Origin of the sequence: Myceligenerans xiligouense, from assembly GCF_003814695.1 — a bacterium.
In the GTDB taxonomy this organism is placed as follows: Bacteria; Actinomycetota; Actinomycetes; order Actinomycetales; family Cellulomonadaceae; genus Myceligenerans; species Myceligenerans xiligouense.
Genome location: NZ_RKQZ01000001.1, coordinates 4,599,264 through 4,619,590 on the forward strand (window position 1 = coordinate 4,599,264; position 20,327 = coordinate 4,619,590).

The 20,327-nt window shown below is 70.6% G+C and carries 13 protein-coding genes; 5 read left to right on the forward strand and 8 right to left on the reverse strand.

Going from position 1 to position 20,327, the window contains the following annotated elements:
* Window positions 1-83: 83 nt before the first annotated feature.
* On the forward strand, window positions 84-1,484 hold the full coding sequence (locus EDD34_RS19980) for a sensor histidine kinase (protein WP_123816119.1): 1,401 nt from the start codon (window positions 84-86) through the stop codon (window positions 1,482-1,484).
* Window positions 1,481-2,278, forward strand: coding sequence for a response regulator (locus tag EDD34_RS19985; protein ID WP_123816120.1), 798 nt, complete (start codon window positions 1,481-1,483; stop codon window positions 2,276-2,278). The genes EDD34_RS19980 and EDD34_RS19985 overlap by 4 nt, the downstream gene beginning before the upstream one ends.
* 124 nt (window positions 2,279-2,402) lie before the next feature.
* Here EDD34_RS19985 and rplI read toward each other — a convergent pair whose 3' ends face one another.
* The 5 genes from rplI to EDD34_RS20010 form a co-directional block, all read right to left on the reverse strand.
* Window positions 2,403-2,852 carry a 50S ribosomal protein L9 gene (gene rplI / locus EDD34_RS19990; RefSeq protein ID WP_123816121.1) on the reverse strand — a complete coding sequence of 150 codons (450 nt, stop codon included), beginning with the start codon at window positions 2,850-2,852 and terminating at the stop codon, window positions 2,403-2,405.
* A gap of 17 nt (window positions 2,853-2,869) precedes the next feature.
* A complete protein-coding gene (rpsR, locus tag EDD34_RS19995) occupies window positions 2,870-3,106 on the reverse strand; it encodes a 30S ribosomal protein S18 (protein WP_123816122.1) in 237 nt (78 codons plus the stop codon).
* 107 nt (window positions 3,107-3,213) lie between these two features.
* Window positions 3,214-3,762, reverse strand: a complete 549-nt coding sequence (locus EDD34_RS20000) for a single-stranded DNA-binding protein (protein WP_123816123.1) — start codon at window positions 3,760-3,762, stop codon at window positions 3,214-3,216.
* Between the two features lie 112 nt (window positions 3,763-3,874).
* Complete coding sequence (gene rpsF / locus EDD34_RS20005; protein WP_211341645.1) at window positions 3,875-4,165, reverse strand: 30S ribosomal protein S6; 291 nt, start codon at window positions 4,163-4,165, stop codon at window positions 3,875-3,877.
* A 186-nt stretch (window positions 4,166-4,351) separates the two neighbouring features.
* Window positions 4,352-6,991, reverse strand: a complete 2,640-nt coding sequence (locus EDD34_RS20010; protein WP_123816124.1) for a transglycosylase domain-containing protein — start codon at window positions 6,989-6,991, stop codon at window positions 4,352-4,354.
* Window positions 6,992-7,315: 324 nt separating this feature from the next.
* Between EDD34_RS20010 and EDD34_RS20015 the strand changes: the two genes are divergently transcribed.
* Both EDD34_RS20015 and EDD34_RS20020 read left to right on the forward strand, forming a co-directional pair.
* Window positions 7,316-7,996 carry a PadR family transcriptional regulator gene (locus EDD34_RS20015; protein WP_123816125.1) on the forward strand — a complete coding sequence of 227 codons (681 nt, stop codon included), beginning with the start codon at window positions 7,316-7,318 and terminating at the stop codon, window positions 7,994-7,996.
* Window positions 7,993-9,087, forward strand: coding sequence for an inositol-3-phosphate synthase (locus tag EDD34_RS20020; RefSeq protein ID WP_123816126.1), 1,095 nt, complete (start codon window positions 7,993-7,995; stop codon window positions 9,085-9,087). The genes EDD34_RS20015 and EDD34_RS20020 overlap by 4 nt, the downstream gene beginning before the upstream one ends.
* 90 nt (window positions 9,088-9,177) lie before the next feature.
* Here the strand turns inward: EDD34_RS20020 and EDD34_RS20025 are convergent, their stop codons facing one another.
* A complete protein-coding gene (locus tag EDD34_RS20025) occupies window positions 9,178-13,326 on the reverse strand; it encodes a S8 family serine peptidase (RefSeq protein ID WP_123816127.1) in 4,149 nt (1,382 codons plus the stop codon).
* Between the two features lie 277 nt (window positions 13,327-13,603).
* Window positions 13,604-17,662, reverse strand: a complete 4,059-nt coding sequence (locus EDD34_RS20030; protein ID WP_246012592.1) for a carboxypeptidase regulatory-like domain-containing protein — start codon at window positions 17,660-17,662, stop codon at window positions 13,604-13,606.
* A gap of 544 nt (window positions 17,663-18,206) precedes the next feature.
* Between EDD34_RS20030 and EDD34_RS20035 the strand changes: the two genes are divergently transcribed.
* The gene (locus tag EDD34_RS20035; RefSeq protein ID WP_123816129.1) at window positions 18,207-18,911 is read left to right on the forward strand and encodes a winged helix-turn-helix domain-containing protein; all 705 of its coding nucleotides are present in this window, start codon (window positions 18,207-18,209) and stop codon (window positions 18,909-18,911) included.
* 7 nt (window positions 18,912-18,918) lie between these two features.
* On the opposite strand, the gene EDD34_RS20040 is transcribed toward EDD34_RS20035, so the two are convergent.
* The gene (locus EDD34_RS20040) at window positions 18,919-20,211 is read right to left on the reverse strand and encodes an MATE family efflux transporter (protein WP_246012741.1); all 1,293 of its coding nucleotides are present in this window, start codon (window positions 20,209-20,211) and stop codon (window positions 18,919-18,921) included.
* Between the last annotated feature and the right edge of the window lie 116 nt (window positions 20,212-20,327).

Genomic DNA, 20,327 nt, shown 5'->3' on the forward strand with positions numbered 1-20,327 from the left:
CTGGTTGCGGTGTGCTCCTCCCCGGAACCGGCTCCGACCGCAGAGGGAGGCCGGGTCCGCCGTCCGGCATCTAGGGTGAGCCCGTGAACACCCTTGCCCGACTCGCGCGATGGTTCGGCGTCGACGCCGACTGGGAGCACGTCCCGGATGATCCGCGTCGCGCGTTCCACAACGACCTCGTCGTCGGGGCCTGCATCGTCGTGCTCACCATCGCGGCGACCGAACTGGGTCGCAGCGCGGGAATGTTCGAGTGGGTCGGCGCGCCCGAGAGCCCCGAGTGGCTCCCCCACCTTCTCGCCGGCGTGACGGCACTCCCGCTCGCCTGGCGGCGCCGCTACCCGATCATGGCGATGCTCGCCGTGTACGCGCTGTTCCTGGGGACGGGGCTGTTCAACGGTGCGGTGACCCAGGTCGCGACACTGCAGGTGACCTACTTCATGGCCCTGTACTCCGGGGTGGCGTGGGCGCGGGACCGGCGCGCGATGCTCATCGCGGTCGGCGTGGTGCTGGTGACGATGTTCGGGTGGATCGCCGTCCAGCTCACCGACGCCGCCGTGCGCGACGAGTTCCTCGACGACCTCGGTGGCGTGGCACCAGGGATGATCTCCCCGTGGGTGTCCCTGACGCTCTACCAGCTCCTCGTCAACGTCGCCTACTTCGGCGGGGCGATCGTCCTGGGCCAGCTCGCCTGGCACAGCGCCCGGCGTCGCAAGCAGGTGGCCGTGCAGACGGCCACGATCGAGCGGCAGGCTCAGGAGCTGCGGGACCACGCGGTCCTGGAGGAGCGGCTGCGGATCGCGCGCGAGCTGCACGACGTCGTCGCGCACCACGTCTCCGTGATCGGCGTCCAGGCCGCCGCGGCCCGGCGGGTGCTCACCAAGGATCCGGCGAAGGCCACCGAGGCGCTGAGCGTGATCGAGAAGTCGTCCCGGGAGGGCGTCGAGCAGATGCGCGGTCTGGTCGGCACGCTGCGGCAGGTCGACGGGACGCGACCGGGTGACACCGCGCCGGCGGACTCCGCCAGCACCGCGAACCTCGCCGGCATCGCCACACTCGTCGGAGACGCGACGGACGGTCTGACCTGTGTGTACCGCCTGGTCGAGGAGCCGAGCGGGGCGAGCGGCACCGTTCCCGGACCGATCGGCGCGGCCCTGTACCGCACCACCCAGGAGGCGTTGAACAACGTGCGGAAACACTCCACGGCGCGCGGCGCGTCGGTCACACTGCGCGTCGACGGGCACGGGGACCCGGCGATGCCGCGCGGTTGGGCCGAGGTCGAGGTGCTCGACGACGGCCACCCACGACCCGGAACCTCGGGGAGCGGCCTCGGGCTGATCGGCATCCGCGAGCGCGCCGCCGCGCACGACGGCGAGGTCGAGGCCGGCCCGCGGGCGACCGTGGGATTCCGCGTGCGGGTCCGGCTGCCGCTGCCCGACGGCGGGCCGGTGGGCGCGTCCTCCGGCGAACGAGAGGTCCTCGCATGATCCGCGTCCTGCTGGTGGACGACCAGCACCTGGTCCGCTCCGGCTTCTCCCTCATCCTCTCGGTGGAGGACGACATCGAGGTGGTCGGGGAGGCCGCCGACGGCGCCGAGGCCGTGAACCTCGCCCGCGAGCTGCGGCCCGACGTCGTCCTCATGGACGTCCAGATGCCCGTGATGGACGGGATCGAGGCGACGCGCCACGTCGTCACCGACGACCTCGCGAAGGTGCTCGTGCTGACCACCTTCGACAACGACGAGTACGTCTTCCAGGCGCTGTCGGCCGGGGCGAGCGGCTTCCTGCTCAAGAACTCCGAGGCCGAACGCATGGTCGAGGCGGTCCGCACCGTCGCGGCGGGGCACGCACTCCTCGCGCCGGAGATCACCCGGCGGGTGATCCGGCAGATGGTCGACCGCGGGGCGGGTGCCGGTGGCGAGCTCGGGGCCGGCGCGAGTGCGGTGGCACGGGGGCGGGCCGGGCTGCCGTCGCCGTCGGGCGGGGCGGCATCGTCGAACGAGAGACGATCGTCGGGCGGAGCGGCGTCGTCGAACGGGGCGCTGACGTCGAACGGCAGGCCGCCGTCGGACGGTGCCGACGGCGCGATCGCCACGCTCACCCCGCGGGAGCGGGAGGTACTGGAACTGGTGGGCACGGGGCTGTCGAACAGCGAGATCGCCGAGCGGCTCTGGCTGGGCGAGGCGACGGTGAAGACCCACGTCTCCAACCTGCTGTCCAAGCTCCACCTACGAGACCGGGTGCAGGCAGTGGTGCTGGCGCACCGGCACGGGCTGGTCTGACCCGGCCCACACGTCAGCGATCGTTGACCTCGACGACGAATGTCAACGATCGGCGACGCCAGACAGTGCGAGGCCCCGAATCCCTCGTGGGATCCGGGGCCTCGCTCTGCGGGTGTGCGCTGGGTCAGCCCGCGACGACCTTGACGGCGATCTTGGCCGACACCTCAGGGTGCAGGCGGATCGACACGGAGTAGTCGCCGGTGGACTTGATCGGCTGACCGATCTCGATCTTGCGCTTGTCCACGGACTTGCCACCCTCGGCGGCCACGGCGGAGGCGATCTCCGCGGTCGTGATGGCGCCGAACAGGCGGCCACCCGGGCCGGCCTTCGCCGTCACGGTCACCGGCTTGGCGGCGATCGAGTCGGCCAGGGCCTTCGCGTCGTCGAGCGTGGCGATCTCGCGCGCCTTGCGGGCACGGCGAATCGCGGTCACGTCCTTCTCGGCGCCCTTGGTCCACGGCGTGGCCAGGGAACGCGGGATGAGGAAGTTCCGGGCGTACCCGTCCTTCACCTCCACCACGTCGCCGGGCTCACCCAGGCCGGTCACCTCGTGGGTCAGGATCAGCTTTGCCATTGTTCTCGATCCCTTCCTCAGCGAGCCGTCGACGTGTACGGCAGCAGGGCCATCTCGCGGGCGTTCTTCACGGCCTTCGCGATCTGACGCTGCTCCTGCACGGTCACGCCGGTGACTCGGCGAGCACGGATCTTGCCACGGTCCGAGATGAACTTCCGCAGCAGGGCGGTGTCCTTGTAATCGATGTTGTCGATCTTCGCGGACTTGAGCGGGTTGGCCTTCTTCTTGGGCTTACGCACCACAGGCTTCGCCATGGTGTTGCTCCTTCTTCAGGTGCGGGCCGCGCCCCGGCCGGCCGATGCGCGCCGCGCACAGGCCGTGCCACCGGGCACGACAAGATGGTGTCTGGGTTGGGTGCCGATCAGAACGGCGGGTCCTCCGAGAACCCGCCACCGCCCGACGCGGGGCCTGCCGTGGCCCACGGGTCGGACTGCTGACCGCCACCGGACGAGCTGAAGCCTCCGCCGGAACCTCCGTTGAAGCCGCCAGCGTTCTGGCCGCCTCCACCGAAGTCCCCGCCGCCTCCGAAACCGCCGCCACCGGACCGCTGGGCCTTGGTGACCTTGGCCGTGGCGCGCCGCAGGGACGGACCGATCTCGTCCACCTGCAGCTCGACGACGGTGCGCTTCTCCCCCTCGCGGGTCTCGTACGAGCGTTGCACCAGGCGGCCCTGCGCGAGGACGCGCATGCCCTTGGTCAACGACTCGGCGACGTTCTCCGCGGCCTCCCGCCACAACGAGCAGCGCATGAACAGGGTTTCCCCGTCCTTCCACTCGTTGTTCTGGCGGTCGAAGATGCGCGGCGTGGAAGCGATCGTGAAGTTGGCCACTGCCGCACCCGACGGGGTGAAGCGCAGCTCCGGGTCACCGGTCAGGTTCCCCACCACTGTGATGACGGTCTCGCCAGCCATTACCAAGTTCCTCGATTCGTCTCGACGCCGTTTCGTCGCATCCCATCACGAGACACTGACATCCGCCGACCGGCGGCAGTGTCCCCGGGGGGACCACAGCTCAGCAGTTACTTCAGCGGGCGTCCGTGCGCAGGATCTTGGTACGCAGCACGGCCTCGTTCAGACCGAGCTGGCGGTCCAGCTCCTTGGCGGTGTCCGGCGTCGACGTGAAGTCGACGACGGCGTAGATGCCCTCGGACTTCTTCAAGATGTCGAACGACAGACGGCGACGGCCCCAGATGTCCATCTTGTCGACGGTGCCGCCGTCGGTCTTCACGACCGTGAGCAGCTTCTCGAGCGACGGCTGAACGGTGCGCTCCTCGACCTCCGGGTCCAGGATCACCATCAGTTCGTACTGACGCATGTCGATACCCACCTCCTCTGGTCTCAGCGGTCACGGTCGTTCCGTGACAGGAGGGTTCTCACGTCGCCGCGCCCGACAGAGCCGGGCGCAGCAAGGGCCGAGTCTACCGCCTCACCCCGCCCCGGCCGAAGCAGGAGCGGGGTGTCGCGGGTCACCGGCGGGCATCAGCCGCCGCCCGGCGGAACGTCAGCCCCCGCCGTTGCCGTTGCCGCCGCCGGGGCCTGGTTCGTTGCTGGGCTCCCCGGTGGGTTCGTTGCTGGGCTCGTCGCAGGGCTGGTTGCCGAAGACGCCACAGGTCGCACCATCGGACGGTTCGCCGAGCGAGCCGTCGGAGACCCAGATCGTCACGGTCGAACCTTCGCCGGCCTGAGAGCCCGGGCCGGGGTTCTGCTCCACCACCGTGCCCTCCGGCTGCTCCGACGCCTGGGTCTGGATGTCGACCCCGAATCCAGCTCGACGCAGTTCGTTCTCGGCGGCCCGCTGGTCCAGTCCGCGGACCTCCGGCACGGCGGCGCCCACCTCGGCCGCACCGGTGATCTCCACCTCGACGGTCGAGCTGACCTCGACCTCCTGACCCTCACCGTGGACGCGGACGACGGTGTTGGGGTCCCAGCCCTCGCGCCCTTCGACTTCCCTCGGCTGGGGGTTGAGCCCGAGTGCGACGAGTTCCGCCTGCACGTCAGGCCAGGGCCGTCCGCTCAGGCCGCCCGGAATCTGGACGGTCTCGGGCTGGTCGGTCGGCGTCGGCGACGGGGAGGGCATGACCGGCTCGTACTCGTACTCGGGGAACTCCGCGATCGGCAGCTCGCTGTGGATCTGGTACACCTTCTGCATGTACTCGGTCCACGCGGATGCCGGCCACGTTCCACCGGTGATCGGCCACCCCATCGCCTCGTAGTCGCCCCACGACTGGATCTGCCGGTAGGTGTTCGCGTTGCGGTCGTACTGGTACAGGCCCACGACAGTCGCGTACTGGGGCGTGTAGCCGGCGAACCACGCGGACTTGTTCTCGTTCGAGGAACCCGTCTTCCCGGCGACGGGTCGGCCGAGCTCCTGGGCGGCCACGCCCGACCCGTCCTCGACCACCTGCTGCATCGCGTACGTCGCGCCCGCCATGATCTCCTCGTCGAAGACCCGTTCCTCCTCGATCGGCGTCGCGAACCGCTTCTCGTCATCCAGGGTCGTCACGCTCTTCACCAGGTGAGGGTCGGTCCGGACGCCCTGCGCCGCGAACGTCGCGTAGGCGCGAGCCAGCTGCAGCGTCGTCACGTTGTCGGTCCCGAGCACGTTCGCCAGCTGTGCGGGACCGTCGGTGGACAGAGGGATGCCCGCGTCGATCGCCGCCTGCCGTGTGGCGTCGGGCCCCACTTCGACGTTCAGCTGCGCGTAGACGGTGTTCACCGAATCCTTGGTCGCATCGGCGAGATCGATCTGCCCGAAGCTCTCGTGGTCGAAGTTGCCGAGCTCGATCTCTTCCTCCTGGCCGGTGTCCTTGTTCAGCACGCTCCAGCCGGGGATCTGCTGCGGGCTGTCCCCGTTGTACTTCTGGCCCATGGAAATGCCCTGGTCCAGCGCCGCCACGAGGGTGAAGGGCTTGAACGTGGACGCCGCCTGGGAGGTGTCCTGGGTCGCCGCATTGGTCTGGTAGAACGGGTTGGCGTAGTCGGGCCCGCCGTACAGCGCCCTGATCGCACCGTTCGCGGGGTCGATGGTGACGACCGAGGAGCGAAGCCACTTGGACGCCTTGCCCGGCTTCTTGTCCACCTTGGCGTCGGGCGCGGTCGTGGGAATCGACGAACCCGTCTCGGTGGCAGCGGCCTGCATCTTCTTGTCGAGCGTCGTATAGATCTTGTATCCGTCGCTCAGCAGGTCGTCCTCGGAGAGCGCGGCTCCGTCCGGATCCTTGAGCTCCCTCTTGACCTCTTCGATCAGATAGCCCGTCTGGCCCGATTTCGCACCGCCGGCGGTGTACTTCCTGGGCTCCGGGAACTTCGCCGCGGCGGCATCGTCGGCCGTGATCACACCCTCGGAGGCCATGAAGCCGATCGAACGCTCCCAGCGCCCTTCCACCCAGCTCCTGCTGTACTCGGGGTCGGTGGTCCCGTCCCACTGGTTCGGCGAGGGGATGATCCCGACGAGGAAGGCCACCTGGTTGTAGTCCAGCTTGCTCGCGGACTTGCCGAAGTAGGCCTGCGCGCCCGCCTCGATCCCGTAGGCACCACGGCCGAAGTAGATGGTGTTGAGGTATCGCTCGAGGATGACGTCCTTGTCCTCCTCCTGCGCGACCTTGAGCGCGAGGATGACTTCGCGGAACTTCCCGTCGTATCCCGTGTTCAAACCTGTCAGATAGGTCTCGACGTACTGCTGGGTCAGTGTCGACCCGCCCTGCTGGGCCCCGCCCCGGAGGTTGTTGACGGCCGACCGAGCGATGCCGACGAAGTCCACACCGAGGTTGGTCCGGAACGTCTGGTCCTCCGACGCGATGAGCGTGCCGGTGATCAGGTCCCAGTTCTCGCCGATCTCGTCGGGCGTGACGATCTGGCGCTTCTCAGCGGCGATCTCGCCGAGTTTGGAGCCGTCGGACCAGTACACGATCGTGCTCTGGTTGCCGACCTCGGCCATCGCGGCCGGAACCGGGAGATTGATCCACGCGGCCATGACGACACCGCCCAGTGTCGACGCACCGGCCAGCATCACGCCGACGACGAATCGCCAAGACGGCAGCCAGGCCTTCCAGCCCGTGCGGTACGGCCGTGGGTAGTTCCAGAAGTGGGTACGCGCACGCGGGCGGAACGGCGGGATATGCGGGGCATTCGAAGTAGCCACGTCCTGCCTCTTCCTCTCGTTCGGTGGGGGCCGGTGCCGGAACGGGGTCTAGGGAACCGCACGGTCGAGGGCACATCGAACCACCGGACACAATAGAGGCACCTCCTCGGCGTCCTGCAACGATGAGGGTGGAATCACACGCAGAGCGCCCCAGTTCCCCCACGCCTCCCGCAGCCCTCATCCCGCGTCTTCACGCATTCATCACATTTGGGCGGTCATCCGTTGCGCCCGGCAACGTCGCGTGCCTATCCTCGCGATGTATCGACTCGATAGGTCGGGCGCAACCAACCGCAGATGAACATGACGTGACGGGAGGCAGCAGGTATGCGTAGCCGCTCGGAGGTGCTGGAGACCGCCGTTCTCGGCCTCCTGAACGAGGCGCCGCTGCACGGCTACGAGCTGCGCAAACGTCTCGGGCTGGCGCTGGGCACGTTCCGCGCGCTCTCGTACGGCAGCCTGTACCCCGCCCTGCGGAGGCTCGTCCAGCAGGGCCTGATCACCGCTGTCGAAGGCGACCAGCGACCGTCGTCGGACACGAACACCGCGCGGAACGGCGGGCGGACGAGGCCCGCCCGAGGCACGATGACCAACAAGCCCGCGCTCGGGCGGCGCGGCCGCATCGTCTACGAGCTCACCGCCGACGGCAAGGAACATCTGCACACCCTCCTGACGAACGCCGGGCCGACCGCGTGGGAGGACGAGAACTTCGACGTGCGGTTCGCCCTGTTCGGGCAGACGGACGCCGAGACCCGCCTGCGCATCCTCGAAGGGCGCCGCACCCGCCTCGCCGAACAGCTCGAGGCGGTCCGTGAGGCCGCGGCCCGGAGCCGGAACCGCGCGGACGAGTACACCCGCGAGCTGCAGCGGTTCGGGCAGGAGAAGGTCGAGCACGAGGTCGACTGGATCGACCGGCTGATCCGCGCCGAACGCGGCCGCGTGGACTCCGCGAGCGGCGTCCACCCCAAGTCCCCAGGGAACACACCTCAGAGTAAGGAGCGAGGATGACTTCCATCCGCGTCGCGGTGGTCGGTGTCGGGAACTGTGCGTCGTCCCTGATCCAGGGCGTGCACTACTACAAGGACGCCGATCCGCACGACAAGGTGCCGGGCCTCATGCACGTCCAGCTCGGTGGCTACCACGTCCGTGACCTCGAGTTCGTGGCGGCGTTCGACGTCGACGCCAAGAAGGTGGGCTTCGATCTCGCCGAGGCGATCACGGCGTCGGAGAACAACACGATCAAGATCGCCGACGTGCCACCGCTCGGGGTCACCGTGCAGCGGGGTCCGACCCTGGACGGCCTCGGCACCTACTACCGCGACACGATCGACGAGGCCGACGCGGAGCCCGTCGACGTCGTCGCCGCCCTCCGCGCGGCCGAGGTGGACGTGCTCGTGTCCTACCTTCCGGTGGGGTCCGAGGAGGCCGACAAGTTCTACGCGCAGTGCGCCATCGATGCGGGCGTCGCGTTCGTCAACGCGCTGCCCGTGTTCATCGCCTCGGACCCGGAGTGGGCCGCGAAGTTCGAGGCGGCGGGCGTGCCGATCGTCGGCGACGACATCAAGTCCCAGGTGGGGGCCACCATCACGCATCGCGTGCTGGCCAAGCTGTTCGAGGACCGCGGCGTCGTCCTGGACCGCACCTACCAGCTCAACGTGGGCGGCAACATGGACTTCAAGAACATGCTGCAGCGCGAGCGGCTGGAGTCGAAGAAGGTCTCCAAGACCCAGTCGGTCACCTCCAACCTGACCGACGGGCCGCTCGCCGGCGTGAAGGACGACCGCAACGTGCACATCGGGCCGTCGGACTACGTCGCCTGGCTCGACGACCGCAAGTGGGCCTACGTGCGCCTGGAGGGCCGCGCGTTCGGCGAGGTTCCGCTGAACATGGAGTACAAGCTCGAGGTCTGGGACTCGCCGAACTCCGCGGGCATCATCATCGACGCGGTGCGCTGCGCGAAGATCGCGAAGGACCGCGGCCAGGGCGGCCCGGTGCACCCGGCGTCGACGTACTTCATGAAGTCCCCGCCGGAGCAGCGCGAGGACACCGAGGGGCGCGCGCGGCTGGAGGCCTGGATCCGGGGCGACGAGACGGCCTGAAGTGGTCGCGCCGGATGGGCGTCCGCCTCGGACGGACCGGGCTCGCTGGCCGGTCACCACATGACCGACCAGCGAGCCGTCACCTCCTCGTCAGCCGCAGAACTCGGTGAGGGTGAAGTCGTGGACCACCGTCCTGCCCTTGATGATCCGCACGTTCGACTTCATCTCCGGCGGGTAGCCGTCCGCCGAGCTCAGCAGCGTGAGCTTGTTGTTCGACACCCCCATCCAGCGTGCGTAGCCGCCGTCGGGCCCGGTCACGAGCGTGACGTCGTACGCGGAACCGTCGAGCTTCACGAACGCGCCCTCCAGCGGCGCCGGGTCGCCCTCGCACGGCTGTCCGGTCACCGTGCCGGCGATCTTGCCCCAGTTCTTCGGGGGGTCGACCGACATCGTCACGGTCGCCCGAGGCGCCCGGTACGGCGTCGAACCGTCCACCACGACGGCCGACTCGTACGTGCCCGGCTGGTCGACACGGCTGCTGTCCATCCCGACGTGCACCGTCGCCGACTCACCGGGCTCCAGCGAGAACACCGGCGGCTGCACGTCGAGCCACGGCACGTCCACCGAGGTCCCACCGGTCACGTTCATGACCGCGTGCATGTCGGGGAAGCCGAGATCCGCGACCTCCGCCGGCTCGGGGTTCCCGCAGGCCTCGCTCGCGAGGTAGGTCGGCGCCGTCTCCGGCTCCGCGTTCGACCCCACGAAGAAGACCGGCCCGTCCGGCACGGCCACCTCGACGACGAGCGTGCTGCCCGCCGGCGCCGTCCCCGCGACCGGGACGTCGACGAGCGTGAGGTCGGCGTCCTCCAGCTCCGTGGTCGCCGAGCCGAGGAGCTCCATGTTCTCGTAGAGCAGCTCACCGTCCAGCGTGTACAGGTTGACCGTCACCTCCGTCCCCGGATCGGCGATCTCGACGCCGAACGACACGTTCGTCACCGCGAACTCCCCGCCGATGCCGAAGTCCTCCAGCGTGAACGTGCGCAGCACCTGCGTCGCGGCGCCCGTGCACGCCACCGAGTTGCCCGGCGCGATCTCCTGGGACGAGGAGTGCGTGATCGTCGTGCCCTCACCCGCGAGCAGGGACGGCGTCGGGGCCGGCGTGACCGCCTTCCCGGCCCGCCCGTGCGGCGCGTAGCGCTCGGCCGCCGGGTCCGACGGCGTGGCGTCCGCGGCGGCCGTGCGGTGCGCCGTTCCCGGCTTGCCCGACGACGGAACGGGCGCGGCCGCGACCTCGGTCGCCTCCCGCTCGACTCCCTTGATCGTGCCGCCCGAGGCGCCGGACGACAGGATCTCGAAGTCCGACGTCCCCGGGTACGCCTCGACCTCGGCGGAGGCGGTGCCCTCGTTGGTCACGGTGAACCGTCCGGAGCCGGTCCCGCCGAGCACCATGTCGTCGGACACCTGGTCGGGCGTCACGCTGAGGCGCGGTGCCGCGAGTTCGACGTCGTGCCGGGTGATGGTGTCCGCGGTGACCTGGACCGGGGACTCGTCCGAGACGTACCCGTCACCCTTCACGGAGATCGTCCGCTCGCCCGCGGGAGCGAACAGCGAGTAGTAGCCGGGTTGCACGTGGGTGTTGGCGGGATCCGCCGTCGGCACCCCGTCGTCCGGGAACTCGGTGTCGGCGACGGTCGCGCCGACCACGCCGTCCTCCGTGTTCAGGTCGGTGACGTGGCCCGACACCAGACCGCCCGCGACGGGCAGGCACTCGCCGAAGCCGACGTCGTCGATCTGCCACCAGAGGCCCCAGAAGGCGTCACCGAGATGGAAGCGGACGAGCGCGTCGCTCTCGCCGCCCGCGGCGGACAGGTCCACGAACGCCCGGCCCTGCGCAGGTGCGGTCTGGTGCAGCACCGTCTCCCAGGTCTCGCCGCCGTCGATCGACAGGTCGACGTCGGCGAACTCCCCGAGCGTGTCGAAGGCCTGGTCGAACGCCAGCGTGGGCGCCGACAGCCCGGAGAAGTCGAGCGGTGCCGTGGTCAGGGTCGTGTCCTGGTGCCCGTCGGGCCCGTAGGCATCGCTGTTCACCTCGGCGAACAGGCCCTCGCCGCCGGTCATGTTGCCGTAGCCGAAGTCGTCGTCGAACGTCCACACCTCGCCGGTCCCGGCGAGGTCCTCCACGCTCCAGCCCTCAGGCAACTCGCCGGACTCGAACTCCTCGACCGGGATGTCCGCGCCGCCGAACCCGTAGCCGGGTGCGACGCAGGCCGCGGTCACCCGTGCGGCGACATCGTGCACGACGGGCCCGGCGGACACCTCGACCGGCTCGCGTGACGTCGCGTAGCCCTCGGCGGTGGGGTCGGCGATCACCGTGTGCGTCGAGTTCGCCGGGACGTCCAGCGTGTACTCACCGGTGAACGGGTCGGACCAGGCCGAGAAGTCCGCGGGGGCCTCGGCGATCCGCACCTTCGCGCCGAGCGGCCAGCCGTGCCCGGATCCGTCCGTGACGGTGCCGGTCATGGTGGTCATGGGCGCGCGCTCGAGAGCGATGTCGGCCGCGGCGGTCCCGCCGTCGGACACCTCGACGCCCTCGACGACCCCGCCGACGAAGCCGAAGGCCTCGACCTCCACGTCGTACGTGCCGACCGGGAGCAGGATGCGGAAGGCGCCGGACGCGTCGGTCGCGGTGGAACGCTCGCCGACGGTGACGGTGGCACCGTCCACGGGCTCGCCGTCGGTGCCGGTGACGGTCCCGGCGATGTCGCCGCTCTCCTCCTCGCCCGCGGCCTCGACCAGGGCGAGGACGTCGAGGTCGCCCTCGCCGTACACGTTGTTGTTCTCCGGGGTGCCGCCGCACTCGTCGTCGGCGTGGTCGACGGCGGACGCGTCGAGCAGGTCCCGGGTGACGGGGATGTCACCGATGAGGCTCGGCACGGCCGACCACAGCACGGCCACCGCACCGGTGACGTGCGGCGCCGCCATCGAGGTGCCGGACGCCACCTCGTAGCCGCCGCCGGGCACGGAGGAGCGGACCTCCTGACCCGGTGCCGCGATGTTCGGCTGGATCATGCCGTCCTCGCCCGGCCCCCGGGAAGAGAACCCGGCGATCTCGCCCTCCGAGGTCGTGGCGCCCACGGAGTATGTGGCGGCGTTGGCCCCGGGTGAGGACGTGCTCTGGCAGCCGGCCTCGCCCGCGTTGCCGGCGGCCCACACGCCGAAGATGCCCGCTGCCTCCCAGGCGGCGATCTCGTCGGCGAAGAAGTCGTTGATGTCTCCCGGGAGCTGGGAGCCCCAGGAGTTGTTCACGACATGCGGCCGAAGCGCCGGGTTCGGCTGGCTGCCGTCCGCGCGCGTGGGCGCGAGCATCCACTGGCCGGAGGCCAGCAGGTCGGCGTCCGAGCAGCTGTGGCAGCCGTTCGCCGCGATCCACTCCGCACCGGGCGCGACGCCGATCTGGTTGTCGCCGCCGTCGTCCCCCACCATCGTGCCCATGACGTGGGTGCCGTGGCCGGCGTTGTCGCACGGGTCACCACCGCAGCTCCCGGAGGCGTCGAACCAGTTGTAGTCGTGGTTGACGGTGCCGTCCTCGGCCGCCCCGCGGTAGTGGGGCGCGAGCGCCGGATGTTCCAGGTCGGCGCCGGAGTCGACGGTCGCCACGGTGATGCCCTCGCCCGTGTGGCCGAGGTCCCAGGCGGCCGGGGCGTTGATCGCCTCGACGCCCCACTCGACGGATGCCGTTCCGGCCTCGCCGGCGGGGTGCTGCTCCACGGGCTCGATCGGCTCGACCGCGACGCGCTCGTGCACGCTCGCGACCTCGGGCTCGGCGGCGAGACGCGTGGCGAGCTCCAGGTCTCCGTCGGTCACCAGGACGGAGTTGTTGATCCAGTAGGTCTCGTGGTCGGCTCCGGCCGAGCGCAGTTCGGCGACGACGTCGGCCTGGGACCGCTTCGCGGCGGCGGTCAGCTCGTCGTAGACGTACCGGCCGCGCTCGGCCCAGTCGGTGATGGTGGTCGCGCGCTCGAGGTCGGCGGTCTGCTCGAAGCGGATCCAGAAGTCACCGGACTTCCCGGTTCCGAGACGGGCCCGCAGGGTGTCGGTGAGCTTGCTCTTCCCGGCGGCCGAGGAGCCGCCCGCGTCGTCGGTGGGTCGATCGGGGGTCACTGCACCGGCAGTGCTCGGCAGCCCGGCCGGCGGGCCGGCGAGCGCCGGGGCGGCACTCACCGCCGAGGCGGCCACGAAGGATAGCGCTGTCGCCAGGGCGGCAGCGGTTCTCCTTCCGGGCATGGTGCGACGTCGCATGGAGCCTCCTGGGATCTGGCGCCCGTGAACCACGGACGCGTTGGCAACCGTCGGATAACGGTTGGATCACACCGTGACCCACTTCGGGATGACCGGCAAGGAAAGTTCGCTCCTTGTGGATTAATCTTCACATTAGGCTCCAAATTACCGCTCGGCTCACGGGACCAGCCGCACGAACCGGGCAAGGCCGTGCGAACCGGACACGACGACGGCCCGGCCGTCCGTCCACAAGGACGCACGACCGGGCCGCGGGGTTGCCCGTTACGGACAGGTCACGCTAGGCAAGCGCGTCGAGCGCGAAGTCGTAGGTGACGGTCTGGCCCCTGACGATCGTGCCGGTACGGACCTGCGGGACGTAGCCGTCCTTGGCGACGATCATGGTGAGCGAGTTGTTGGACACCCCCATCCAGTACTCGTAGGTGCCGTCCCCGCCCGTGACGAGGGTGACGTCCTTCTCCAGGCCGTCGAGGTGCACGGTGGCGCCGTCGAGCGGGGCGCCCGCCGTGTCCGCGACCGTGCCGGAGACCTTGCCCCAGTTCCCCGGCGGGTTGGCCACGAGCGTCGCCGTGACGGACGGCTCGGCGTACGGCGTGTCGGCGCCCAGCACCACGTCGGCGGTGTAGGTGCCGGGCTGGTCGACGGCCCGCGGGTCGATGGTCGCGACGATCCGCACGGACTCGCCCGGGTCGAGCGTGACCGAGCCGGGCTGCGCGTCGAGCCAGGCCGTGTCGCTGCCGCCACCGCCGCCGGTGCTGCCGGACACGTTCATCACGATGTGCATGTCGGCCCAGCCGATCGAGTCGGTCGTCGCCGGCTCGCTGATCCCGCACTCGTCCGCCGCGAGGTACGACGGAGCGGTCTGGCCGTCCGCGTTCGAACCGATGTAGAACACGCCGGCGTTGTCCCGCTGGTCGTGCGAGACCACCTCGACGACCAGGGTGCCGCCCGTGATCTCCCCCTCCACCGGGACGCTGACCATGGAGAGCGTCTGCGCCTCGATGTCGGCCTGGGCGGAGCCGAGCTGCTCCAGGTTGGCGTAGACGAGGTCCTCGCCGACGAGCTCGTAGAGGTTGACGGTCAGCGTCTGCGCCGTCGCCTCCTCGATGCCGAACGACACCTCGGAAACGGCGAACGAGCCGTCGATCCCGAAGTCGCCCAGCGTGAACGTCCGCAGGAAGCGGTTCTCCGAGGTACCGAAGTCACTCCCGCAGGACGCCGAGTTGAGCGCGGCGACCTCCTGCGACGTCGAGTGGGTGATGGTCGTCTCGGCCTGCGGTACGGACACCGCCGGGAAGGCCGAGACGCCGGCCGTGAGCGATGACGTACCCAGCGCCCCGTCCGGGTTCGCGCCCCGGGAGCCTCCGATGGACACCCCCGGCGCCTCGGAGGAGACCTCCGTGGCGTCGCCCTCGACGTGGTTGATCACGCCGCCGGTCGAGGAGCCCAGGCCGAGCATGTCGAAGTCGCCGCCGTCGGTTCCGAGCGAGAGGTCGGCCGGTGCCGAACCCTCGTTCGTCACTCTGAAGCCCCGGGTCGCCGGTGCGCCGCCGAGCCGCTTCTCGACGGAGACGGCCTCCTTGTTGACGGTCAGCAGACCCGCCTTGAGCTGCGCGTTCCGGGTCTTCGAGTCGCCGTCCTCCGCGAGGTTCACCCGCTTGCCGACGGGCACGTAGTCGTCGGCGGAGAACTCCAGGTCGTACCGCCCGAGCGCCACGACCGCCGTGTAGCGGCCGTCGTCCCCCGTGCTGAGGGTGTCGGCGGCACCGTCCGGACCGGTCATGGTGACGGTCGCGCCGGCCACCGGCTCCTTGGTGTTGTAGTCCTTCACGATGCCCGACAGCGTCGCCAGCGGCGGCGCGACGTACGTGATGGACAGGCCCTCGGACAGCACGGCGGCGTTGTAGGAGTACTCGAGACCGACCGCGCCGGCCTCGTCCTCGATCCCGACCGTGGCCGACGACCCGGCGGCGGTGGCGCCGCTCCCGGCGAGCTCGCCGTAGCCGAGCACGATGTCGCCGCTCGCGAGCAGCGTGACCGAGAAGTCGAGCCGGGCGTCCCGGTCGGCGTAGAGGGCGACGTCCCGGAACTCGAGCACGTACGCGTCGGTCCCGTCCACGGTCGTCGTGCCCTCGTAGAGGCCCGACTCGCCCGAGACGAAGTACAGGTCGTCCCAGAACGGATAGATCGCGGCGTTCGGCACGGACGACGCCGGGATCGACACGTTCGAGTAGGCGGTGGTGGAGGCCAGGAAGTTCACGTGGCCGTTGGTCGTCACGTGCGCGGTGTCGTACGACTCGCCGTAGTAGGTGAAGTCGAACGGCAGCGAGACCGTGGTCGAGCCGTCGTCCCCGGACAGGCCGGTGTCGGTGTCACCCTGCAGGTACTCGCCGGCCGAGACGGTGCAGGAGTAGCCGCGCTCGTCGACCAGTGCCTCGATCGTCACCGGCACGTCCAGGTCGCCGTCGACGACGACGTCCTCGGCGAAGGACGAGGCGCAGCCGCCCATCACCACCGAGAGCGGGTAGGTGCCCTCGGGCACGTCGGCGAACGCGAAGGAGCCGTCCTCCGCGGTCGTCACGTCCTCGAAGTGGCTGCCCAGACTGACCGGGGCACCCGCCACGGGGCTGCCGTCGGCGAACGTGACGGCGCCGGAGACGCTGTGGCGAGGTGCGGCTTCCAGGGTGACGGGAACGGAGACGGACTCGTCCTCGGCCACGGTCACCGGCTCCGGCGTGGAGGCCAGGTAGCCGAAGGCAGACGCCGACACGTCGTAGTCCCCCGCGACCACGGTCGCCGTGAAGGCGCCGTCCTCACCGGTGGTGACGGTGCGGTCACGCTCCCCGTCGAGCAGCACGGTGGCACCGGCGATCGGAGCCTCGGCCGTGTCGGTGACGACGCCCTCGACGGTGCCGGTCCCCGCGGTGGGGGCGGCGTCGATCGCCGCGGCGACGTCGAGCTTGCCCTCGCCCCAGACGTTGTTCTCCTCGGCCGTTCCGCCGCACTGCAGGTCCTCGGTGTCGACGGCGGACTGGTTCAGGATCGCCTTGGTGCCCTCGATGTCGCCGACCAGTGCCGGGGCGGCGCTCCACAGCAGCGCGACGGCACCCGCGAGGTGCGGGGTGGCCATCGAGGTGCCGTTGAAGTTCGAGTACCCGCCGCCCGGGACGGACGAGCGCACGTCGACGCCCGGCGCCGCGATGTTCGGCGTGGTGACGCCGTTCTCGCCCGGGCCGCGCGACGAGAAGGTCGCGATGGTGCCATTCACGTCATAAGCGCCCACCGCGTAGGTGTTCTCGTACTCGCCGGGGAACCGCGACGTCTCGCACGCGGAACCCTCGTTGCCCGCGGCCCACGCGCCGAAGATGCCCGCCGCGTCCCACGCGAGGGTCTCGTCACGCATCCAGCCGTACGGATCGGGCGCGCCGGGCGGGATGCCCCACGAGTTGTTGACGACGTGCGGGCGCATCGCCGGATCCGGATCGCTGCCGTCCGCGCGGGTCGGAGCGAGGAACCACTGCGCGTCGGCAAGATAGTCGTCACGCGTGCAGCCGGCGTTGTCGATGCAGTTGGCGGCGATCCACGTCGCGTCCGGCGCGACGCCGACCTGGTTGCCGGCACCGTCGTCACCCACCATGGTTCCGGTGGTGTGCGTGCCGTGCCCCTGCGTGTCGCACGGGCTGCCGCCACAGCCGCCCGGGACGTCGAACCAGTTGTAGTCGTCGTCGACGCTGCCGTCGGCACCCATACCGCGGTACTGGTCCGCGAGGGCCGGGTGGCTCCCGTCGACGCCGGTGTCGAAGCTGGCCACGGTGATGCCCGCACCGGTGTAGCCCAGGTCCCACACCTCGGGGGCGTTGATCTCGCTGATGCCCCACTCCACGGCGGTGGTGAGCTTCTCGTCCGCCGGCACCTTCTTCACCGGTGCGATCTCGAGCATGTCGAACTGCTCGTGGATACTCGCGACGGCGCTGCTCGTCGCGACCCGGTCGGCCAGGGCGAGCGTGCCGTCCTCGACGTAGATGGAGTTGTTGATCCAGTAGGACTCGTAGTCCGCGCCGGCGGCCTCGAGCTGCTTGATCACGTCGGCCTGGGCGGCCTCGGAGGTCTCCTGCAGGGCGTCGACGACGTACTGACCGCGGTCGGCCCAGTCGGCGATGTCCTTGGCCGGCTCGAGCTCCGCCCGGTCGGTGAACTCGATCCAGAACGCTGCGGTCTTCTCCGCCTCCAGCTGCTCACGTGCGGTGGAGGTGAACTTCTTCTCCGGGTCGTCGGCGACTGCGGCGAGGGACAGGCCGGTGCCTTGCTGACTGGCGAACGCTGCTGGCGCAGCGGTCACCGCTGAAGTTGCGAGGAGCGCGAATGCCGCGGTGACGGCAGTGCTCGCGCGCCGCGCAATTCTGCGACGGTGCATGGAGCCTCCATGGTTCGGCGCCTCCGCCCTGTGGCGGAGGCACGTGTCGGCCCGCGGTTACGGGCCGGAAACCACAGTCGTTCCTGCTGCTCGGGGCAACAAGGACGAAGGGGCGGCGACTCCGGGTCACGGCAAGGTCGATTCAGGGCCAAGATCCGGTCGACATCCGGTCAGCCGTCCGCGTCAAGACGTGGCCGAGGAATTCACCCGCTCCTGGCGGGTGAATTCTGGCGGCTCGCTCAGCGAATGGCGTAATTACGTCACACCGACTTTCCGGCCGGGCATACTGAAACACGGAATTAACGGTAGACAACGACCCGAGGCCGCAGGAAACGGCAGAATGGTCCAAATCCTGCCCCTGAAGCCCGGCGGCACCTCCCGACAGCGCAACGACGCGCGACCGCCGTCGGACGCACCCGAGTGAACGCCCGCACCACGAGACCACCGGCCGCATCCCAGAGAGGCCACCGTGACACGCATCGCACCTCGCCCTGGCAGTGACGCCTACATCGTCTGTGTCGGACTTCCCGCCGAGACCGTCGCCCAGGTGGTGCACGCGCTCGGCGGCCGACATGCCGTCCTCGTCGTCCCGGACCGTGACAGCGCAGTCAACCTCTTGGCGCCGGGCCGCGCACCCACCGACGACCCGACGCCGGACACCGACCCTCCCGGGTCGACACCGCCCGACGGGGGCCGCGTGCTCGCGTTCCCCCGGCGGGGTCCGCACGGGAGCCGGCCGCCGCTGCGGCCCGCGGACTCGTTCGCCGGGCCGACGCCGGCCCGTGGTGCGGCGCCCACCGGCCAGGTCCCCGTCGTCACGGGAGCCGTTCCCGCGGTGAGTGGTGCCTTTCCCGCCGTTCCTCCGGCACGGAGCGAACCGATCGTGCACGGCCCTCTCACACTGGACCTCGCGGCGCGCGAGGTCCGGGTCCAGGGGCGAGACGTGCACCTGTCGGCCCAGGAGTTCGACCTGCTCGCGACCCTCGCGTCCCAGCCCGGCCGCGTGTGGACGTTCGCGGAGCTGACCGCGCACGTGTGGGGCACGCGGTACCTCGGCGACGCCGACGCCGTGACCTCCGCGATCAAACGACTCCGCCGTCGGCTGCCGCGTATGCGCGGCCTGGAGGTCGCCTCGGTGCGCGGAGTCGGCTATCGCCTGCGGGTCCCGGAGTAGGCGGCCCTCATGCCCCCGTGATCATCCAGTGGTCCCCGCGCGCCCGCAGGCCCGTCGTCAGGGCCCGGGCCGCCATGAAGACGCCCGCGAACGCGGCCCACAGCCAGGCCAGCCCGACGCCGCCGTCGGGCGCCCACGCGTGGACGGCGAGCGCGACCGGCACGTACGCGACCAGGGTGAGCATCCCCGCCCACGCGAGGTAGCGCCCGTCGCCGGCGCCGATGAGCACGCCGTCGAGCACGAACACCCAGCCCGCCATGGGCATCGTCACCCCGCAGACGGCGAGGCCGAGCGCGGTGGCCACCCGCACGCCGTCGTCGGACGAGAACAGCGGTGCGATCCACCACCCGCCGGCCGCCATCAACAGCCCGATGAGCACGCCCGCGCCGACGCCCCACTGCAGACAGCGGTGGAGCACGGCGCGGACGCGCGTCACGTCGCCGGCGCCGAGGCCGTGCCCGACGAGTGCCTGCGACGCGATGGCGAGCGCGTCGAGGGCGAAGGCCGCCAGTCCCCACATGCTGTTGACGACCTGGTGCCCGGCGAGCGCCACGGCGCCGAGGCCGGCGGCGACATAGACCGTGAGCAGGATCGCGGCGCGCAGGCTGAGCGTGCGGATCACGAGGGGCAGGCCGGCGCGGGCGCCCGCGAGGATGCCGCGCGCGTGCGGACGCAGGGACGCGCCGCGGGCACGACCGCCGCGCACCACGATGATGCCGAAGGCGGCGGCCATGCCGAACTGCGTGAGCATGGTGCCGAGCGCCGATCCCGCGATCCCGAGGCCCGCCCCATACACGAGCACGACGTTGAGGATCATGTTGGTCACGGCACCGAGGGACGCGACGATCAGGGGGGTGCGGGTGTCGCGCAGGCCGCGCAGCACGCCCGTGGCCGCGTTCACCATGAGCATTCCGACCAGGCCGGGGGCGGCCCAGGTCAGGTAGGTGACGGCGTGGTGCGCGACGTCGCCCCGGCCGCCCAGGGCGAGGACGGTCCAGTCGGCCACCGCGACCAGGGCGACGGCGAGGACCGCGCCGAGGCCGATCGCGAGCCAGATGCCGTCGATCCCGGCCTGCAGGGCGTCTCGTTCGCGGCCCGCACCGGTGAGGCGGGCTACCTGGGCGGTGGTCGTGTAGGCCAGGAAGACGCACAGGCCGACGATGGTGAGCAGGACGTTCGAGGCGAGGCTCAGGCCGGCGAGCTGCGCGGTGCCGAGATGGCCGACGATCGCGGAGTCGGCGAGGACGAACAGTGGTTCGGCGATCAGCGCGCCGAGCGCGGGCAGCGCGAGCGCGAGGATCTCCCGGTCGAGCCGGCGGCGGCCGTCGTCGCCGTACGGCCCGGCGTCGTGATCCGCGCGACGGCGGGGTCTGAGCGTACGACGGCGGCCCCTGGGCGCGGTCGTACCTGTGGATA

Bases quoted from the DNA above. Each gene is read 5' to 3' on its own strand.
- EDD34_RS19985 (WP_123816120.1), top strand. From the start codon at position 1,481: ATGATCCGCGTCCTGCTGGTGGACGACCAGCACCTGGTCCGCTCCGGC.
- rplI (WP_123816121.1), bottom strand. From the start codon at position 2,852: ATGGCAAAGCTGATCCTGACCCACGAGGTGACCGGCCTGGGTGAGCCC.
- rpsR (WP_123816122.1), bottom strand. From the start codon at position 3,106: ATGGCGAAGCCTGTGGTGCGTAAGCCCAAGAAGAAGGCCAACCCGCTC.
- EDD34_RS20000 (WP_123816123.1), bottom strand. From the start codon at position 3,762: ATGGCTGGCGAGACCGTCATCACAGTGGTGGGGAACCTGACCGGTGAC.
- rpsF (WP_211341645.1), bottom strand. From the start codon at position 4,165: ATGCGTCAGTACGAACTGATGGTGATCCTGGACCCGGAGGTCGAGGAG.
- EDD34_RS20015 (WP_123816125.1), top strand. From the start codon at position 7,316: ATGCGTAGCCGCTCGGAGGTGCTGGAGACCGCCGTTCTCGGCCTCCTG.
- EDD34_RS20020 (WP_123816126.1), top strand. From the start codon at position 7,993: ATGACTTCCATCCGCGTCGCGGTGGTCGGTGTCGGGAACTGTGCGTCG.
- EDD34_RS20025 (WP_123816127.1), bottom strand. From the start codon at position 13,326: ATGCGACGTCGCACCATGCCCGGAAGGAGAACCGCTGCCGCCCTGGCG.